This is a genomic window from Paenibacillus chondroitinus NBRC 15376 (genome assembly GCF_004000765.1).
Lineage (GTDB): Bacteria > Bacillota > Bacilli > Paenibacillales > NBRC-103111 > Paenibacillus_E > Paenibacillus_E chondroitinus.
In genome coordinates, this window is the sequence record NZ_BILW01000027.1 from 37,790 (window position 1) to 56,414 (window position 18,625).

Genomic DNA, 18,625 nt, shown 5'->3' on the forward strand with positions numbered 1-18,625 from the left:
GATGGAGAAGCGTCTTTATGGCAAAACAGGCATGCAGGTTAGCGTTCTAGGTTTTGGTGGCGCTGAAATCGGTTTTTCTTCGGCTTCACCGGAAGATGTAGATAAGCTTCTAGGCAGTGCGCTGGATGCTGGTCTAAATGTGATCGATACGGCTGAATGCTATAACGTCAGCGAAGAGCTAATTGGTAAAACGGTATCGCATCGCCGGGATGACTACTATTTATTCACCAAATGCGGCCATGCATCCGGGTTTGATCTCCCTGATTGGGATCCAAAGCTGCTGGAATTGAGCATCGACCGCAGCTTAAAACGTCTGAACACAGACTATATCGACGTCATCCATTTGCACAGCTGCTCGGAAGAATTGCTTCGGCGTGGGGAAGTTATTGAGGTTTTACAGCGCGCGAAGGAGCAGGGGAAAACGCGGTTCATCGGCTACAGCGGTGATCATAAAGCGGCTCAGTATGCGGTTGAATCGGGCTTGTTCGACTCGCTGGAGACATCAATTAATATTGCCGATCAGGAAGCTATCGAGCTTACGATTCCGGTTGCTATTGAAAGAGGCATGGGTGTGGTTGTGAAACGCCCGATTGCGAACGCAGCGTGGAAAACAGGCCAGAAGCCCGAAAGCGCTTATCATCACGCTTATTGGGACCGCTTGCAGCAGTTGAAATACGATTTCCTGGAAACGGAACTTCAGGAATCTATTGAGGTTGCTTTGCGTTTCACGCTGACAGTACCAGGCGTCCATACCGCTATTGTCGGCACGGCGAATCCAGCGCGTTGGTTGGAAAATGCCAAGCTGCTGGAACGAGGCAATTTACCCGAAGAAGCTTATGTTACGATTCGCAAAAGATGGCAGGAAATCGCCGAAGCCGATTGGATCGGCAAAGGTTAATAGGTATGCCTGCGAAGAGGCTGTCCCCAAGAGTGGGGATGGCCTTTTCAGCACGGTCTTCCTCCTATTCCATCCTCACAAGTTGCCTCCCGCTGCCCCCTCAGCAGACTCCACGCCAACTGGCGCTTCGTACCTCGCCAAAGCCTTTTGCGCTGACTCCAGCATCCTCTTTTGCAAATACTCGCCTCGCACGACGCGCACCCGCTTGCCAAGGAAACGAAGCTTGCTTAACACATATTCAGCTTCATTGTTGAGATAGGTGAGCTGGATGGTGTACGTCCCCTCTTTTTCGTCATAATCGACCTGTTTCTCGAAGCAAGAGAATGCATAAAGAATCCGTGACAACTCTCGATTGTATAATTTGACGACGGCGATGGTTGCCTGAATGTGACGTTTGTGCAGCAGTTTTTCGATTTGAATTTGCACTTGGGCAGCCCGCTCGGCGGAGAAAGGCAGCTCATGAACAGCTTCAATGTTGTCGAGCTTCGTGCTCATGATGGCCCGGTGCCTGAGATGATACCAGAGCAAATACCAGTCTTTTTTGACCTGTGAATATTCGAGTTTGTACGGAAAAGCCATTTCATTAACAAAAATGCGCTCATCCTTCACTCGGTAAGTCAGCCTGATGGCGCCTTGACGTGTAATCACTCGGCGGAGTGTGCGCAGCTGTGGATGAAACACCTGTTTCTCTTTGCTGCGCGCCTTCTCCATGAAGGCATCGGACAAATCCAGGGCAGGTTCTGCTTCCAGTACCCTCTGAAGTTTCTCCATGGCAGCTGGTGTGAAAGCATGCAAGGCAGCAGGGTGTTTCAGCATGGTTTTCAACCATGAGCGCTCAACGGAAGTCACCATGAACGTTCCTGCATTTTCCAATTTCGTAACCATATCATAGTTAAATATTTTCTCGAACAGGTTCATAATAGCCTGACAGCTCCTTCCACTCCGCAATCATCTCCTGCCGGAATTCGTTAGGTTCCAGCACCTCACAGCTCGATCCAAAACTTCGAATCCAAGGCTTTATTTCCGTAGTCCCATTGACGGTGATCTCATAAACGAACGAATCTTCCTGCTCCTCCGTGATTTCTCCCCATTGTCCTTGAAGAAGCACGCGCTCTTTAATAAAATTTGGACCTGTTCTACCCGGATTGTAAAAGCGCACTTTTACCGTCACAGCATTCCCTGTGTCTATAACCCAGCTTAGCTTGATTCGGTCTTCTAAATCCTGTTTCTTCTCGGTGAAAAAAGAGGGATCAACAGGCTCGTCATGCTCAATCTGCGTCATCCCTTCGACCCGGAACTTACGGATGCCATGCCGCGAATCATGGGCCAGCAAATACCACCGTCCGTACTGGTGATCATACACGATTTGCAGGGGCAGAGCCTTCTGCAGCTTCCCTTCCATTTCCCGTTCGAATAAGGGATTCGTATTTTTTGATGCGTAAGATTGGCCGGCTTTGGGTGAAAAATAAAGGAATTGGACCTTGCGTCGCTGGGTAATCGCTGACAGCAATCCGGACAGATGGGCTTCGTCCAAAATCCGGGAGTAATACTGATATTTATACAAAAATGGCTCTACAGCCGTTAGTTCGGCGGAGGTCCGATTCATATGCTTTTTCAACCCGTCACGCAATAAATAGCCTTGTACCGAAGGCACCTGTGTATTGGCCATAACGTCTATAAAATCATAAAGATCAATAAGCTCATCCTGCGAAAGCTCGTCGATGAACGCATTATGTATACGGTACCGATAGGGGCGTGACCCGGAAGTTTTCATGATTACGCCGACTTCTTCCAGATATTTCAGATCGTTACGAATGGTTTTCTCATCCGGAAGAGCCCCCTCGTTGGGGATGCCTTTACTGCAAGCGTCTAGCAGCTCAATCGCGGTTAAAGGCCCTTCATTCAAAGCGGCCAGCAGCGCAGCGATTCGATGGCTTTCCGACTCTTTCAGCGATTTGGCCCGAAATAAGAACAGCAGCATGGGCTCCGTTGAATCGAAATAGCTGTAGCGCAGCATATCGGCAAATTCTTTCTGCTGTGCGTCCGGTGCTTGCTGGTACATCGTGGCGATGATTTCTTTTAACCGGCGCAGTGTTTTATCAAAGGTATGTACCGAAATTCCGAGCCTCTCAGCAAATTGCTGACGGCTGTACGCTCCGCTTGTCAGAACGAACATCCGCAGAAACTGGACTTCTTTATCAAAGCTTTCCCTGGCCATACAATCCCCTCACTCTTCCTCTATCCTGATCTTATTGTAGCAGGGGTGCGTTTTGGAGAAAATGGAAAACTTTTCAGCTGTCGTCATACTTTCGCCATGTTCTCCTCATCCTAAATAAGCGAAGATAGGTGTAGAAGATAAATGGAGGAGAAACGTTATGGAAATGAATATGAAAAACCACGGCAACAATCATTACGAAATGGAGCTGGACCATGGCCGTCTTCACGTGTTTGCTAACGAAGAGGTGTTCCAATCTTTTGAACAACGTGTCTATGAAATGGCGGACAACAATCTGCGGATTCCCCGCAATTTGCATATGAGCTACACGCCGGATGCCCACGTGGGGATCGGAACTTGCATCGGAACAACGGCTGTTTGGAGTCTAAAAGACGGCTTCGTGTCCCCTTCCATTGTGGGCGTGGATATCGGCTGCGGTATGCGCGTTCATTCGACGTCGCTGCACAAAAAGGACATTCAGGATAAAGGCGTGCGCAGGGCATTAATTAAAGCGATTGAAAAGTATGTGCCGACCAATGAGCGCACGAACACGAATTACGAAGACATTGATATTATGGAAGTTGTGAAACATGGGTTGAAAGGACTTCCTGAATCATATATCCCGAGTGAACGGTGGTTGACGCATGTCGAGGAAGCTACATTCCAGTTCGACCATACGTATCTCGAAAAATTGCCTGCAAAAATCGGCAAATATGCGCATGGCCAGCTGGGGACGCTGGGCGGAGGGAATCATTTTATCGAGATTCAATATTTGGAGATAGCCGAAAAGCATCAGCAGTTGGCCGCACAGTGGGGGTTGTTCGATGGTCAGGTGGTCGTTATGATCCACTCCGGCTCACGCGCTTGGGGAGCTAGGTTAGGCCAAGAGTTTACTAAAGTTTTCAGAGAAGCGATGCACAGCTGGGGGATTGAAAACCCTGACCGCAATCTCATGTACGCTCCGGTTTCAAGCGTTGAAGGCCAGACTTACTTGAATCTGATGTATTCAGCTTTAAATTTTGCGGTGAGTAACCGGCATATGATTGCCTTCGGCGTACGTGAAGCGTTCCTGGAAGTTTTTGGCGAAAAGGAAGAGCTGCCTGTGCTCTACGATCTTATGCATAACTATGCGCTAAAGGAATTTCATCGCAATCAGCCGATGCTTGTTCACCGCAAGGGGGCGACAAGGGCGCTGCCCGCTGGACATTTTCTAAATACCGCTGCGTACAAAGCTACCGGCCATCCGGCCTTGATTCCGGGTTCGATGGGAACCTCGTCTTTTATCATGGTGGGGAGAGAGGAAGGGCTCAAGAACTTTTACTCCATCTGTCATGGCGCTGGAAGGGCAAGATCGCGGAAAGCAACGAAAGAGCTGGTCACGGTCGATGAATTTGCGCAATCGCTCAAAGTAGGCACGGAGGAAGAGATTCTGGTGAACCATCGTTCTCTGCAAACAATCCTGGATGAGTGCCCGCAAGCCTATAAGGATGTGGATCAGATTATTGACAGCGTAGTTGGTGCTTCCCTTGCGGATGTGGTGGCGGTTTGTAAGCCTATGGTGGCGATCAAAGGAGTTTAGACAAATCAGTATAACGATTTTTTCCGCCGCAGGGTAATTGACGTGATGCAGGTTTCGCCCGTATGATGTTTGTAAATGAATGGAAAGGAGGCCGACGATATGATTCGCAATCAATTTTCTATCCGTAATTTGACAATTGAATTAAACAGATTACCTTCGGTCTCAGCCGGGTTTGTGACGAATACGTAAGTCCTCTGTGGAGTGGCTTCGTTAAAATTTGACATGAAAAGCCGTAGACCTTGTTGGTCTATGGCTTTTTTGTATGCGCATTTTGAAGAAGAAAGGGTGAGTCCAGTGACGTTGGATGTTAGAAAAATAGAGGTAGAGCTTAAACAAATCGAACAAGAAGAAGGCGTTCGGATCTTATATGCCTGTGAGTCAGGCAGCAGGGCTTGGGGATTTCCGTCCAAGGATAGCGATTACGATGTGAGGTTCATCTATGTAAGACCCGTAAATTGGTATTTGTCTATCGTAGAGAAACGGGATGTGATCGAGCGCCCGATCAGCGATCTTCTCGACATTAACGGTTGGGATTTGAAGAAGGCTTTGAATTTGTTTCGTAAATCGAACCCGCCTTTGCTTGAGTGGCTACAATCGCCGATTCCCTATTTGGAGCAGTTCAGTGTAACAGAGAAAATCCGCCAGCTTTCTCCGCTGACTTTTTCTCCGCGATCCACTATGTATCACTACCTGCACATGGCTAAAGGGAACTTAAGAGCATATTTGCAAGGCGATTTCGTTAAAATCAAAAAATATTTCTATGTGCTGCGGCCCATCCTCGCATGCGGATGGATTGAGAAATACGGCTCGATGCCGCCGATGGAATTCGAAGAGCTGGTGGAGCAGATGCTTCCAGACTCGATATTGAAAAAAGAAATATACACCTTGTTAGCTCGGAAAAAGGCTAGTGTGGAACTCGACTTAGAGCCGAAAATTTCTGTGATCAACGACTTTTTAGAGCGGCAAATCGCTTATTTTGAAGAAACCGCCAAACACATTTCAGTCTCTGGAGAACAGCAGGATCAAGCTTTAGATGATTTGTTCCGGGATGTGCTGAAGGAGGTTTGGGGTTCATAGAGAGGATACAATTGAATGAAAGAAAATTATGTTCAACACGTTCAGCTTCCTTCGGGGGTTGTCCATGTTTATGCAGCGCCTGAGCTGTTTAAAACGTTAGATTATCAAATTTTTCAGATGGCGAACAACAATTTGCAAATTCCGAATCAAAAATTTATGAGCTATACGCCAGACGTACATGTCGGTGTAGGCACTTGTATCGGTACAACGGCTGCGTGGCAAACCCACGATGGTTATGTGTCGCCGTCGATTGTCGGCAGCGATATCGGCTGCGGCATGAGGGTGCATATGACCAATGTGCATAAAGATGAGCTCAAGGATGTGAAGCTGCGCCGCAAGCTCGTGAAGACCATCGAGAAATATTTGCCTGTGGAAGATCACGCGCGCGGTCACTTCTCCGATGTTCGCTTGGAACACGTTGTGACGAAAGGATTGCACGGCTTGCCGAAAAAATATATCCCGGATGGCTATACGCCAAGGAAAGCGACCTCCCTTACACATGTCGAGTGCAGCAAATTTACAATGGATGAAAATGTGTTGAATCGGTTCCCGAATGCCGTCTGGCATCGTTCGCACCGTCAGCTTGGTACGCTGGGGAATGGGAATCATTTTGCCGAAATTCAAGCGATTGAGATCGCTGAAGAAAACCGCGAAGTGGCGGAAGCCTGGGGGCTGTTCGACGGCCAAATCGTCGTGATGATCCATTCCGGATCACGCGCTTGGGGCGGCTCCGTCAGTCAAGTCAGCAGCAGCGACATGATGAAAGCCATGCGCACGCTGGGCTTGGGAACCGCAGATCCTAAGCTGCTGTTTGCTCCACTCGAGCACCAGGCAGCGCAGACTTATGTTCATTTGATGTACTCAGCGCTGAATTATGCCGTTGTGAATCGCCATCTCATTGCTTACGCCATTCGTGAGGCTGGCAAAGATGTATTTGGCTCAAAGTTTGAAATGACGACCCTGTACGATCTCATGCATAACTATGCCTGGGAGGAGAAACAGGAGGGCGAGTCCTATTTTGTCCATCGCAAAGGGGCGACGCGCTCACTTCCTGCGGGGCACCCGGATAATCCGCAGCCCTATATGCACACAGGCCACCCTGCGCTGATTCCGGGCTCCATGGGAACGGCTTCCTATATCATGGTTGGTGCGCCGGGCGGCAAAGCCAACTTTCACTCGATCTGCCATGGCGCAGGCCGCATCCGCTCGCGTAGTGCAACGAAAAAGCTGATTACGCTGAGCGAATTCGCCGCCTCCATGCGTGTCGGGACTGATGAGGAAATCGTTGTTAATCAAAAGTCATTAGAGGCGATTCTTGATGAATCTCCGCAAGCTTATAAAGATGTTGATCAAATCATAGAGAGTGTCGTCGGGGCGGATCTGGCTCAGGTTGTAGCAAAATGCAAGCCTATGGCGGCAGTAAAAGGTGCAAAATGAACAGGGATTCCAACTTAAAAATAAGAGAAGTAGCTGCGGCGGCTGTATCTGCTCCTATCGGTTCCGGAGGCAGCCCGATGACTGCATATGGGGATTATGCTTATGTACTGGGGAGCATTCAAAGCGTGTTGAGCGACTTGTTTGGCGAGTATTTTGAACCCTATGTCAGCGACGATGGGAAAGAAGAATATTGGGAAATGCTGGAGCAGGACGTCAAAGCGGGTAGTCCTCAAGTTCGGCACGTGACGAAAATTTTTGATCTTATGGAATCTCGCGCATTTGGCATCCAAGGGGATGAGGAATCTTCGGCGTACGGGATATTTCCGACCTTGCGCAATAACGTCTTTGCCTATCCGGAATGGGGTATCGCACTAGCGAGGGTACCGATTTTTCGGATGCATGGGATTGGCGCTGAGGATTTTGTTTTTGCCGTAAATGATGCCAGCCTTAAACGGTTTCTGGAGCACGCGCGGCAGCGGCGAAGAGATTTGGATCGGCGGCAAGTGACGATTTTTACGGATGGACCGCATGGGATGGAAAAAGAGCTGGCACCGATTACTCGCATGGTCGACCGTTCTGAAGTCATTATGAAGGAGGAAGTGAAGCGGGACATTTACAGAGCCATCGATCAGTTTTTTGATGAGGATCGTACTTTTTTCAAGGAATATGAGCTTCCTTATAAAAGAGGCATTCTGCTCTATGGCAAACCGGGGAATGGGAAAACAACGCTCGTGAAGTCTATCGCCGGCAGTGTGAAAGCCCCTGTTGCGTATTGGCAAATCACAGAAAATACGTGCAGCGATTCCATTCAGGAGGTATTTCATGCGGCGGCAAACCTGGCGCCTATGATCCTTGTGATCGAGGATATTGATGCAATGCCTCAGCGGGCCCGGTCTTATTTTTTAAATATTTTGGATGGCGCCACATCGAAAGAGGGGATTTTCCTCATTGGCACGACGAATTATCCAGAGCAAATTGATCCGGCGTTAATGAACCGCGCAGGGCGTTTTGATCGCGCTTATGACATTAAGCTTCCTGATATGGCGCTTAGGCAGATTTATTTGGAGCAAAAAGGGATGGGCAAGCTGCTGACCGATGATTTACTGAGGGTAACTGCGAAGCAAACGGAAGGATTTACTTTTGCCCAGTTAAATGAATTGTACGCAACGGCGGCGCTTCAGTGGCATTACGAGATGAGTGTGGATATAGAAAAGCTGGTGAAGTCCATGAAATCGGATTTGCAAAAAGGGCAGTCGATGTCGTGGCTGAAGGAAGAAACGGAGGTTCGAGTTGGATTTTTGGTGGGTTAGTTAGTGGAGATAAATTTAAGGATGTGATTAGGGATGTTAACTAAACAAGTACAAACAAGATTAAGTAAGTTGATGAGTAAAATACTGCGGCATTCTCCGGAACAATTCGGGCTGATGCTCGACTCGGCTGATGGTTCTTGTGCGGTTGCTGATTTATTGCAAGTACTTCGTGGCCAGTCAGGGTGGTCGGAACTTAGCTTGCCTGATCTGGAGGAAGTGGTTGAGCGCTGTGAAAAGCAGCGTTTTGAGATTATTGGCGATCGCATCAGAGCAAGGTACGGGCATAGCCATGATAAAGTCAGTTATCCGACCGGAGTGCCGCCGATGGTGCTGTATCATGGTACGAATGCGCAAGCTGCGCCGATGATTTTGAAACAAGGATTGCGCCCCATGCAGCGTCAATATGTTCATTTGTCTGAAGGGCTGCATTTTGCGACACTGGCTGGTAAGCGTAGAGGGGAACTTGTCATTCTCAACATTGATACGGTAAAAGCTAGCCGTGTGGGGATCGAATTCTATTATGCAGGCAATGAAGTTTGGCTTGCTGATGCTGTTCCTGCTGAGTTTTGCAGCATTTATGAGCACAAAGAGGAGTGGTCGGAGTGAATAAGCAGCTTATAGACATAGGTGTTAACTTGATGCATCGATCTTTTGAGGGGGATCGTGATGAGGTCGAGGGGAACTACAGGTCGCTATTTCTTCGAAATGCGGCCTTATGTGGTGCGGGAGGGAACTGTGGTCCGCTAATTTTCGTTTTCGTAAGGAAAACGGGCCTACGCAGGCCAAATAAAGCCCTGTAGTTCCGCTCGGACGCGGAAACGAGCTGAATCTGCAGGAATAGCGCACACAGAGGGCGCTATTTCCAAGAGTAAGAGCCTATAGGGCTCTTTTTTCATTATGAGCGCTTCAGTTATTTTCGTTCTAATCAATGGGGAAAAGCCATACCCTTGAAACAGGAAATTTAGGTGTTATGTGGAAACAGTTAATATAACCATGTTATGAGGAGTACGCGATGAATCATTTAACTGAAGCTTATGTCGATAGTTTGGCGCAAAACAGCAGTGCAATCAAGAATGGCAAAGACTTGGTGAAGAAAAACAGCTTCCCCCTGCTCTGTCAGTCTGATGATGGGACAATCATTTTCGGGGAGTGCAAAGGAAGTGGGAAGGAGCCTTATCGCTGTTCGATTGATTGGCAGCAAGAAGGAAACCCTGTATTTCGCTGCACCTGTCCGAGCCGCCAGTTCCCGTGCAAGCACAATCTCGGTTTGATGTATGCATTTACCTCAGGAAAAACATTCATCCATGCCCCCATTCCTCCAGATATCTTGGACAAAAGGGAAAAGGCGGAGAAACGGGAAGAGAAGAAGAAAGTTGTCGATCCTGAGGCACCAACCGCAAAGCGTAAGACGAATAAGTCGGCATTGTTGAAAAAAATAGCGGCACAGCTGGAAGGGATCAGCATCGCGGAGAAGCTCATTCTTCAGCTTGTTTCTTCGGGGCTTGGCAGTTTGGATAAAAAGGCATTGCAAACCGCAGACGAACAAGCGAAGCAGTTAGGTAACTATTACATCCCGGGAATCCAATCCGCATTGAAAGATTTGACGCTTCAATTTCGCGTTGAGGAAAATCGGGAAGCCGCCTATGACGTCGTGATTGAGCTGCTAACTACCCTGCAGTCGCTGATCAAGAAAAGCAGGGAATATCTGAATGGCAGACTGGAAAACCCTGATCTTCCAATAGATGCGGAATCGACATTGGAGGAATGGATCGGGCATGCTTGGCAAATGGCAGAGCTGAGAGAACAAGGCCGGGTCCGCGTGGAGGCTGAACTGCTGCAGCTTGCTTTTCGATCCTATACGGATCAAGCAAGAGGAGAGTTCATCGATGAGGGATACTGGTCCGATCTCGAAAACGGGCAAATTCACCTTACAAAGACGTATCGCCCCTTTCGTGCAGCCAAACATATACGTGAAGAAGATTCCATCTTTCAAGTTGTGCAAACAAAGGAGCTCGCGCAATACCCGGGTGAGTTAAACAGGAGAGTGCGGTGGGAGGAGGCAACGTTTCGCACGGCTGATTCGCAGGATTTTAACAAAATCTGTGCCAGTGCTCAAAGCTCATTCCCGGAAGTGATCAAGCAGGTGAAAAATGTAATCAAAAATCCGTTATCTGATAAACATCCTGTCATGCTGCTTCGTTTTACTGAGATTAGAAAGACGGATGCTGATTCTTATGTGCTGTTGGATGAACAGGGCAAGCAGCTCCCTCTTGCGGACATCCAGTATCTCAATGAAACTACGACCAATCTGCTGCCAATGCTGAATAAGGCGTTACTGACGAATCAAGTTATATTGGTTATGTTTGAGCAAAATTGGAAATTTAACAGGCTCGAAGCGCAGCCTTTAAGCATTGTAACCGCCAATGAAGTAGTTCGCTTACTGTATTGATGAAAAGAATTAGGAGACGATTCTATGAGTATAGATGTTTTGTTTGAGCTGCAGCATGAGATACGCCGCTTGTTTATTGCGGGGAGCGGGATGGCCGCAGGCGATTTGCGATTGCAGAAAATGCTGCCTCAACTGCAAAAGCTGGGCGAATCGGTGCCGATTTTTAATCGAATGGCACAGGCAGTCAGCCAAGTGTTAGAGGCGGAAGTGAGCAGTTCGGCCGGTAAACTGTTGGAACTGGGTACGCTGCTGAACTCGGTGCTGTACACACAAGGGAAAACAGAAACGAAGGAAGAACTTTTCCCCGTTGAGGGGGCAGAAGCCACCCTTGTATCCCCCATTCCTTACCGCAAGCTGCAACCTCTAATTGAGGCGTTAACTCAAAAGGGACAGGGCAGAATGGAACAACTTCGGCTTGGGCACGAAGAGAATTTGTTTCAAGATTTCCGTGTCATTTCGGCAGCTGTAACAGCCTTGGATGACAGCTATGCGGAAATTCCTGATTTTCTGCACCGGAAGGTGCTGCCTTCCCTGGGTCAAGCGGCGCTACCGGCGTTGAAGCAGCAGTTTAGGCAGGATGGCGGGAAGGGGGATGCCCGTCGACTAGAACTAATTCATCCGTTACTTCCCGAACCGGAAGCTTTAGATTGGCTGCTCCAAGCGGCGACGAAAGGTTCGACAGATGTTCGCTCGACAGCTATTGAACGCTTAGGCGACTATCCCGAACAAGAAGAATTTATTTTGGATCAGGCAGATGATAAGAAAAAAGAGATTCGCAAAGCGGCACTATTCGCCTTGTCGCGTCTTGGAACCGAGCAAGCGATTGCTCGATTATACAAAGCTCTTAATTCGAAAGATCAGGATATCGCTATTGAACCTGTTCAATTGTGTAGAGCTAATGATTTGACACTTCGCGTCATCCATCATGCCAATGCCATGCTGGAGCAAATCGAACAACGCATAAATGTTGAAGAATCCACTCAGATGTTAATGGCGGACATTCGCAGCTTACAAGGTAAGCGAGTGCCTGAGGTCGTAAATTTGCTGGAAACCTTGCTGTCAACAGCCGGTTTTATCGTGCCGGAAACAGAAACTGTTCAAGAGGCTGCTGCGGATCTTCTGCTTCAATTGGATTTACCCGAAGCAGACTGTTTTGCGGTTAAACTGCATGAGGCATACAATCGCAAATTTATTGGGTACAGCTTGAGAGCGGCTATCAAAATCCTGCCGCCAGAGGATGTTTATGAACGTTTTTATCATGATCTCAAGGATAAAAAGCATCCTGCAGCCAAGGAATTGCTGCGTGTTATGTATGACGTAACTCCCTCGCTGCATGCGCAGGTGTTTGATCAGATGAATGCGCCGATTCGCACACAATGGGATACGAGATGGGTGCATCTTTTTATTAAACTGGATGAGGAAGAATTGGTATGCCGGTTCGCCGGTGAGCCAGATCCTAAAGTAACGGATTATCTCGTTAAAAAGTGTGAGGGACGGCCTAATTTTAATGCAAATAAGACAACGTTGATATTAGCCGTTTTGTTTAAGCAAAATTACGCAAAAGCGCCTGCTCTCCTGATGGATATTTTGGAGAAACCCGGTAACAAGCAGTTTTATTACTTGGACCGCCTCCAACTTACGTTGTTGTCATTGCTTCCGAAATCTTATGCCGAAAGACTGAGCAAATTCGCGGAGGGGCTCTCTTATCAGGGGATGAAAAGTCAATTGCTGGACATCGCGGAAACAGTAGCCGCTAAGCCAGAACAAGCCAATTACTTAGAAACAGATGAGAAAGGACAGGGATTATGGGGATGGATCAGAAGCAAGATGTCGTAAGATTGCCTTCCGAAAGACTTTATTTGGAGGAGTTGGAAGCATTAAAGAAATGGGATGAAGATGCCAAGCCGGCTGGATGGCAGCTTTCTCCAAAGGCTGTACTGATGTTTCTGACGGGCGGAAAGGTGAAAGGAGTCTCTATTACGCCTAAGTACATTGGGAACAAAAGGCTTGTGGAAATGGCGATTGCAACGCTGTTAACTGACCGTGCACTGATGTTGATCGGGGAACCGGGGACAGCGAAGTCATGGCTTTCGGAAAATTTAACGGCTGCGATTACCGGTGACTCCGGCAAAGTGATCCAAGGCACGGCCGGGACGAGCGAAGAGCATATCCGCTATTCCTGGAATTATGCGATGCTGCTTGCACAAGGACCTTCGGATACGGCCATTATTAAAAGTCCGATATTCCGAGCGATGGAAACCGGCGGTATTGCGCGTTTCGAGGAGATATCTCGCTGCGCATCGGAAGTGCAGGACGCATTGATTTCGATTTTATCGGAAAAGACGATTTCCATCCCGGAGCTGGGTAGAGAAGTATTCGCGTCCAGAGGATTCTCAATCATCGCAACGGCCAACACACGCGATCGTGGAGTGAACGAGATGTCTGCGGCTTTGAAACGGCGCTTTAACATCATCGTGCTTCCTTCGCCGTCGGATATTGAAACGGAAGTCGAAATTGTCCGTAAGCGGGTCGGCGAAATATCGGCCAGCTATGAACTGAAAGCTTCGCTGCCAGATGAGGAATCGGTGCGGAAGGTTGTGACGATTTTCCGTGAGCTGCGCAGCGGAATGACGCTTGATGGCAAAGAGAAGGTGAAAGGGCCGAGCGGAGTTATTTCCACGGCAGAGGCGATATCGCTGCTGACGGGAAGCATGGCGCTTGCGGGCAGCTTTGGAAGCGGCAAGATCAGTGAAGAGGATATTGCGGCCGGGCTGCAAGGGGCAATTGTAAAGGATGAAGAGAAGGATCGTGTTGTATGGAAGGAATATCTTGATAATGTGATGAAAAAGCGAGGATCGACATGGAGAAATCTGTACTTCGCATGCTCGGAGATGAACAACTAGCTCAAGATTCGGGATTTCACGTTTTCGGTATTCGGCATCTATCTCCTGCAGGTGCTCATCATCTGCTCGCTTTCTTGGATGAGATAAGGCCCACAGCTGTGCTCGTAGAAGGACCGAGCGATGCAAGTCCATATATCGAAGAGTTATCATCGTCCGGCGTTGTTCCGCCAATTGCCATTTTGGCCTATACCAATGAACTGCCTGTAAGAACCTTGCTGTATCCATATGCTTCTTACTCACCGGAATATCAGGCTTTTCAATGGGCGAGTCGAAATTCGGCACTGGCAGCTTTCATTGATTTGCCTTCTGAGCACGCTTTGGCGTTGTATGAGCAAAGACAGCGAACGTCATTTATTTCTGAAGCCGCAAAGGCAGAAGAATACCAGACGTATGTTCATCAGCAGAGAACGCTGTATCAGCAGCTTGCTGAACTCTCGGAGGAGCCGGATTATGAGGCTTATTGGGAGCGGCATTTTGAGCATAATCTTCAAAAAAACGCCTACCGGATGAGCATACATCAATATTCATTGCAAATGAGGGAGCTGACCGCTCCACAAGAAATGAAGTTCGCGCCTCAGGAAACGGCTTATAACGAGATTCGTGAAGCATACATGCGGCGTAAAATTCAAGAAACAATCGCATCCGGTCATGCACCTGAGAAAATCGTTGTCGTCACCGGTGCGCACCATGCCTCGGCTTTGGATTTCCGGTTCCCTTCTATGACGGATCAAGAGTTGAATGGGCTGCCAAAGACAGCAACGAAGTTAACACTAATGCCCTATTCCTACTATAAGCTTTCTTCGCATTCCGGCTACGGAGCCGGGAATCAGGCACCTGCTTATTTCGAACTCCTCTGGCAGTGTTTGCAAAAAGGGGATCTTAAGCGACTACCCGCTTTGTATTTCTCACAGGTAGCCGTTCATCTCAGGGAGCAGGGGACACACCGATCTACAGCTTCGCTTATTGAGGCGGTAAGGCTCTCCGAAGCTCTTGCTGCGATGCATGAAGGCAGCCAGCCGACGTGGAGGGATATGCGGGATGCGGCGATGGTATGTCTTGGTTATGGGGAACTTTCGACCATTTCCGAAGCCCTGGCAAGAACCGATATAGGCACAGCAATTGGGAGATTGCCTGAAGGCGTCAGTCAAACGCCTATTCAAGACGATCTGAACAGAGAGCTTAGCAGGCTTAAGCTTAGCAAGTTTAAGTCTGCGGTTGCGACAACGTTAGAACTGGATTTACGTGAAAATCGCAGGGTGAAGTCGGAGGAAGCCGCTTTTCTGGATTTAAAACGTTCAATTTTCTTACAGCGGTTGGAGCTTCTGGGCATTAGCTTCGCCAAGAAACAAAGAGTTAATCAAGCATCAGCTTCGTGGGCAGAGGTATGGGTGCTGCAATGGACGCCGGAAGCTGAAATCCAGGCGGTGGAATCAACCCTCAAGGGGGAGACTATCGAATTGGCGGCGGCATATGCGCTAAAAGAAAGACTCGATAGCTGTGCAGACATTGCCGAAGCTTCACGCATCATTCGAATCGCTTGTGATTGTGATTTGACAGTGCTGATGGAGCAAGCCACATCCGCGCTGCAAGGGCTTGCTGTGGACGCAGGCAGCTTTGAACAAGTCGCTGCAGCGGCTTACGAACTATCAGTCTTGATCCGATATGGATCAATCCGCCGAATTGAAACCAACAGCCTGCTTCCGCTGCTCCGGCAATTGTTCCTACGAGGAACGCTGCTGCTCATGGACGCTTCGAGCTGTAACGATGATGCCGCTCACGGCATGGTCCGCGCGATGCAATCTTTGAACACGATAGCTCAAGATGAGTTTGAAGTGGTGGACGATCTTTTATGGTTCAGCAAACTGCAGGAGCTGGCTTCGCGGGATGATCGCAATGCGAAGCTTTCGGGCTTCGCCTTCGCCATCTTGCTTGAACGGAATGATATAACGGATGAACGTGTTGCACAAGAGGTTTCGCGACGGCTCTCACCGGGGATTCCCGTGGATCTTGGGGCAGGCTGGTTCGAAGGGATGTCCATGCGCAATCGGTATGCGTTATTGTCGCGAGTAACACTATGGCAGCAGCTTGATACGTATATCGGATCACTTGAAAAAGAGGCCTTCCATCGTTCGCTTGTTTTTCTGCGTCGGGCTTTTGGCTCGTTTGAGCCACGGGAAAAGGCGGTAGTTGCTGAAATGATGGGCGACATCTGGGGTGTTGACACAGATCGAACAGGAGCTGCTTTGCAGCAGCCTCTTAGTGAGGAAGAGAAGGGGAAGCTGGATGAGCTCAATGATTTTGACTTTGGAGATTTGTAGCCTATGACAATGATTGATCAAGAACAATTGAACCGTTGGCGGTTGGTTCTAGGCGCAGCTTCCGAAGAAAAGCTGCAGTCTTTCGGTACAGGCGGAGTTCATCTTGACGAGGAGTCGAGGCTGATGGATGAGGCTCTGGCTGCGATCTATGACGACACTTCAGCCGGCAGTGCAGAGTCCGGTGTAGATACTGGCGGCTCTCGCAAAGCAGGACTGGGGGCATCCGCTCCTAAGCTCGCCAAATGGCTAGGCGATATTCGCACTTTTTTTCCACCGGATGTCGTATCCGTCATTCAAGCGGACGCCATCGAGCGCAAAGGATTGCATCAACTGCTTTATGAGCCGGAACTTCTGTCACAAGTCAAGCCGGATATTCAGATGGTTGCCACGTTAATGGCGCTAAAAGGTAAAATTCCGGAGAGGACCAAAGAAACGGCAAGGCAGCTGGTCAAAGCCGTTGTTGATGAAATCGTAAAACGGCTTTCCCAGGATTTGCGCCGTGCAGTTACAGGCGCGCTAAACCGCAGGCAGCATTCGCCCCTGCCATCTGCTACAGGGTTGGACTGGAACACAACCATTCGCAAAAATCTCAAACATTACGACAAGGAACGCGGACTTCTGCTGCCGGAAAAGGTTTATTTCTTTGATCGTGCTCGCCGAAGCAAGGAGTGGACGGTCATCCTGGACATTGACCAAAGCGGTTCGATGGCAGGATCTGTCATCTATGCCTCAATTATTGGTTCGATTTTCGCCAGTATGCCAGCACTGGATACACGTGTGGTTGCTTTCGACACCGAGGTCGTTGATTTGAGCGAGCAGTGTGCAGAGGATCCCGTCGATATGCTATTTGGGATTCAGCTAGGCGGAGGGACTGACATTAACAAGTCGATCTCCTACTGTTCCTCTTTTATCACGGAACCCAAAAAAACATTGTTTATCTTGGTCTCGGATCTCTATGAAGGTGGCAATCGTACGGAAATGCTGCAAAGGCTTATCGACATGCATCAAACCGGCGTGAAAACCATATGCTTGCTCGCTTTATCCGATGAGGGAGTACCTTCCTATGACGAAGCTGTTGCCAAAAAGCTGTCCCAATACGGCATTCCTTGCTTTGGTTGTTCACCGGATAAGCTGCCCGAGTTGATTGAAGGGGCTCTGAAAGGGCACGATCTTTCAATGCTTGCGGAGAAAGTGAAGCAAGGACAGGGGAAATAGGGAGCTGGACGAAGTGCGGCGGCTAGTCGCTCCCGACCGCCGCCGCCGAATCTATGAATGAATTCAGCCATTTTTGTCATTTTCATAGTATAATAGTTCCTAATGACATGTGGAGGAACTAAAATGACATTAATTAAACAGCTTCAGGCACCAGAAGAATTTGTTGGATTTTATCTCATTAAAGAATTGGAAATTAAGCAAACGAATACGACGCCTGCGAAGGATTTCATGGATATTGTGCTGTGTGATGCCAGCGGGCAGATTTCGGCGAAAATGTGGGACGTCAGCGCTGCAGATAAGGAAACCTTTTTCCCAATGACATTGGTGAAGGTTCAAGGGCTGGTTCAAACCTATCGCGATAGATTGCAAGTGAAAATTGGTAGAATACGCAAGGTATTGCCGGAAGATGGCGTACAAATGACTGATTTCATTCGGTCGGCTCCTATCAGTCCAGTCGATCTTATTCATACCATAAATGGTGTTCTGGAAAGCATTGAGAATCCCAACATCAAATCGATCGTTTCTTTCTGTGTGGCGAAGGTTGGGGAGAAGCTTAATCACTATCCTGCTGCCAAAACACATCATCATGCCTATTTCGCCGGGCTAGCCTATCACATTGTGCGGATGCTGGAAATTGGCGAATTCATCTGCAAGCAGCGCCCGTTTCTTAATCCGGATTTGATCAAAGCGGGCATCATTTTGCATGATATTGCGAAACCGGAGGAGATGATTGCGCAGCTGGGCATCGTGACGGAGTACAGCGTGCAAGGTAAGCTGCTCGGTCATATTTCGATGGCGTCGAATTGGATTACGGAGGCGGCTTTGCATCATGCGCTAGATTTGCAATCCGATGTCGTGATCGGTCTGCAGCATATCGTGTTGTCGCATCATAATTTGCCGGAATGGGGAAGCCCGGTGCTGCCGCAAATTCCTGAGGCTGTTGCTTTGCACTATATCGATTCGATGGATGCGAAGCTGCAGATGGTCGAGGATACGCTGCAAGTGACTCCGGAGACGGACGCATGGACGCCTATGATTCGCGGACTAGAGAATAAGGCGATGTATCGTTTGAATTTATAAAAAAACCGTTAGGGCATTCATCATGCTCTGACGGTTTTTTTTTGAAAGTTAAGAATGAATCTACTCAAATAACTATTTTTCGTTGTAAAGACGGCTGTGCGGCAGAGTTGATGGGCTACGCTGCATTACATACAACGTAATGGT

14 protein-coding genes are annotated in these 18,625 nt (G+C 48.6%); 12 read left to right on the top strand and 2 right to left on the bottom strand.

Annotated elements, in window-relative coordinates; genetic code table 11:
* Position 1 precedes the first annotated feature (1 nt).
* Positions 2–898: an aldo/keto reductase gene (locus tag PCH02S_RS24500; protein ID WP_127456772.1), complete on the top strand. Its 897-nt coding sequence runs from the start codon at positions 2–4 to the stop codon at positions 896–898.
* A 75-nt stretch (positions 899–973) separates the two neighbouring features.
* On the opposite strand, the gene PCH02S_RS24505 is transcribed toward PCH02S_RS24500, so the two are convergent.
* Positions 974–1,816 (bottom strand): WYL domain-containing protein, encoded by an 843-nt coding sequence (locus PCH02S_RS24505; protein ID WP_127456726.1) that lies wholly within the window; start codon positions 1,814–1,816, stop codon positions 974–976.
* Complete coding sequence (locus PCH02S_RS24510) at positions 1,791–3,116, bottom strand: WYL domain-containing protein (RefSeq protein ID WP_127456727.1); 1,326 nt, start codon at positions 3,114–3,116, stop codon at positions 1,791–1,793. Before PCH02S_RS24510 ends, PCH02S_RS24505 begins: the two co-directional genes overlap by 26 nt.
* 163 nt (positions 3,117–3,279) lie before the next feature.
* Between PCH02S_RS24510 and PCH02S_RS24515 the strand changes: the two genes are divergently transcribed.
* The 11 genes from PCH02S_RS24515 to PCH02S_RS24570 all read left to right on the top strand — a co-directional run bounded on the left by PCH02S_RS24515 (position 3,280) and on the right by PCH02S_RS24570 (position 18,481).
* Positions 3,280–4,692: an RtcB family protein gene (locus tag PCH02S_RS24515; RefSeq protein WP_407670126.1), complete on the top strand. Its 1,413-nt coding sequence runs from the start codon at positions 3,280–3,282 to the stop codon at positions 4,690–4,692.
* Positions 4,693–4,977: 285 nt separating this feature from the next.
* The gene (locus PCH02S_RS24520) at positions 4,978–5,769 is read left to right on the top strand and encodes a nucleotidyltransferase domain-containing protein (protein WP_246069239.1); all 792 of its coding nucleotides are present in this window, start codon (positions 4,978–4,980) and stop codon (positions 5,767–5,769) included.
* Positions 5,770–5,784: 15 nt separating this feature from the next.
* Positions 5,785–7,206, top strand: a complete 1,422-nt coding sequence (locus PCH02S_RS24525) for an RtcB family protein (RefSeq protein ID WP_127456730.1) — start codon at positions 5,785–5,787, stop codon at positions 7,204–7,206.
* Between the two features lie 77 nt (positions 7,207–7,283).
* Positions 7,284–8,516: an ATP-binding protein gene (locus tag PCH02S_RS24530; RefSeq protein ID WP_127456773.1), complete on the top strand. Its 1,233-nt coding sequence runs from the start codon at positions 7,284–7,286 to the stop codon at positions 8,514–8,516.
* Between the two features lie 33 nt (positions 8,517–8,549).
* Positions 8,550–9,122 (top strand): RNA 2'-phosphotransferase, encoded by a 573-nt coding sequence (locus tag PCH02S_RS24535; protein WP_127456731.1) that lies wholly within the window; start codon positions 8,550–8,552, stop codon positions 9,120–9,122.
* A gap of 406 nt (positions 9,123–9,528) precedes the next feature.
* Positions 9,529–10,965, top strand: a complete 1,437-nt coding sequence (locus PCH02S_RS24545; RefSeq protein WP_127456732.1) for an SWIM zinc finger family protein — start codon at positions 9,529–9,531, stop codon at positions 10,963–10,965.
* A 24-nt stretch (positions 10,966–10,989) separates the two neighbouring features.
* Complete coding sequence (locus PCH02S_RS24550; protein ID WP_127456733.1) at positions 10,990–12,801, top strand: HEAT repeat domain-containing protein; 1,812 nt, start codon at positions 10,990–10,992, stop codon at positions 12,799–12,801.
* Positions 12,777–13,868 (top strand): ATP-binding protein, encoded by a 1,092-nt coding sequence (locus tag PCH02S_RS24555; RefSeq protein ID WP_127456734.1) that lies wholly within the window; start codon positions 12,777–12,779, stop codon positions 13,866–13,868. Before PCH02S_RS24550 ends, PCH02S_RS24555 begins: the two co-directional genes overlap by 25 nt.
* The gene (locus PCH02S_RS24560; RefSeq protein WP_246069241.1) at positions 13,826–16,186 is read left to right on the top strand and encodes a DUF5682 family protein; all 2,361 of its coding nucleotides are present in this window, start codon (positions 13,826–13,828) and stop codon (positions 16,184–16,186) included. Before PCH02S_RS24555 ends, PCH02S_RS24560 begins: the two co-directional genes overlap by 43 nt.
* Positions 16,187–16,189: 3 nt before the next feature.
* Positions 16,190–17,401 (top strand): VWA domain-containing protein, encoded by a 1,212-nt coding sequence (locus PCH02S_RS24565; RefSeq protein ID WP_127456735.1) that lies wholly within the window; start codon positions 16,190–16,192, stop codon positions 17,399–17,401.
* 123 nt (positions 17,402–17,524) lie between these two features.
* Positions 17,525–18,481 carry a 3'-5' exoribonuclease YhaM family protein gene (locus PCH02S_RS24570; RefSeq protein WP_127456736.1) on the top strand — a complete coding sequence of 319 codons (957 nt, stop codon included), beginning with the start codon at positions 17,525–17,527 and terminating at the stop codon, positions 18,479–18,481.
* Positions 18,482–18,625: the final 144 nt, after the last annotated feature.

Coding starts and splice junctions, on each gene's coding strand:
- PCH02S_RS24500 (WP_127456772.1), top strand. CDS start 2: ATGGAGAAGCGTCTTTATGGCAAAACAGGCATGCAGGTTAGCGTTCTA.
- PCH02S_RS24505 (WP_127456726.1), bottom strand. CDS start 1,816: ATGAACCTGTTCGAGAAAATATTTAACTATGATATGGTTACGAAATTG.
- PCH02S_RS24510 (WP_127456727.1), bottom strand. CDS start 3,116: ATGGCCAGGGAAAGCTTTGATAAAGAAGTCCAGTTTCTGCGGATGTTC.
- PCH02S_RS24515 (WP_407670126.1), top strand. CDS start 3,280: ATGAATATGAAAAACCACGGCAACAATCATTACGAAATGGAGCTGGAC.
- PCH02S_RS24525 (WP_127456730.1), top strand. CDS start 5,785: ATGAAAGAAAATTATGTTCAACACGTTCAGCTTCCTTCGGGGGTTGTC.
- PCH02S_RS24530 (WP_127456773.1), top strand. CDS start 7,284: ATGACTGCATATGGGGATTATGCTTATGTACTGGGGAGCATTCAAAGC.
- PCH02S_RS24535 (WP_127456731.1), top strand. CDS start 8,550: ATGTTAACTAAACAAGTACAAACAAGATTAAGTAAGTTGATGAGTAAA.
- PCH02S_RS24545 (WP_127456732.1), top strand. CDS start 9,529: ATGAATCATTTAACTGAAGCTTATGTCGATAGTTTGGCGCAAAACAGC.
- PCH02S_RS24550 (WP_127456733.1), top strand. CDS start 10,990: ATGAGTATAGATGTTTTGTTTGAGCTGCAGCATGAGATACGCCGCTTG.
- PCH02S_RS24555 (WP_127456734.1), top strand. CDS start 12,777: ATGGATCAGAAGCAAGATGTCGTAAGATTGCCTTCCGAAAGACTTTAT.
- PCH02S_RS24560 (WP_246069241.1), top strand. CDS start 13,826: ATGGAGAAATCTGTACTTCGCATGCTCGGAGATGAACAACTAGCTCAA.
- PCH02S_RS24565 (WP_127456735.1), top strand. CDS start 16,190: ATGACAATGATTGATCAAGAACAATTGAACCGTTGGCGGTTGGTTCTA.
- PCH02S_RS24570 (WP_127456736.1), top strand. CDS start 17,525: ATGACATTAATTAAACAGCTTCAGGCACCAGAAGAATTTGTTGGATTT.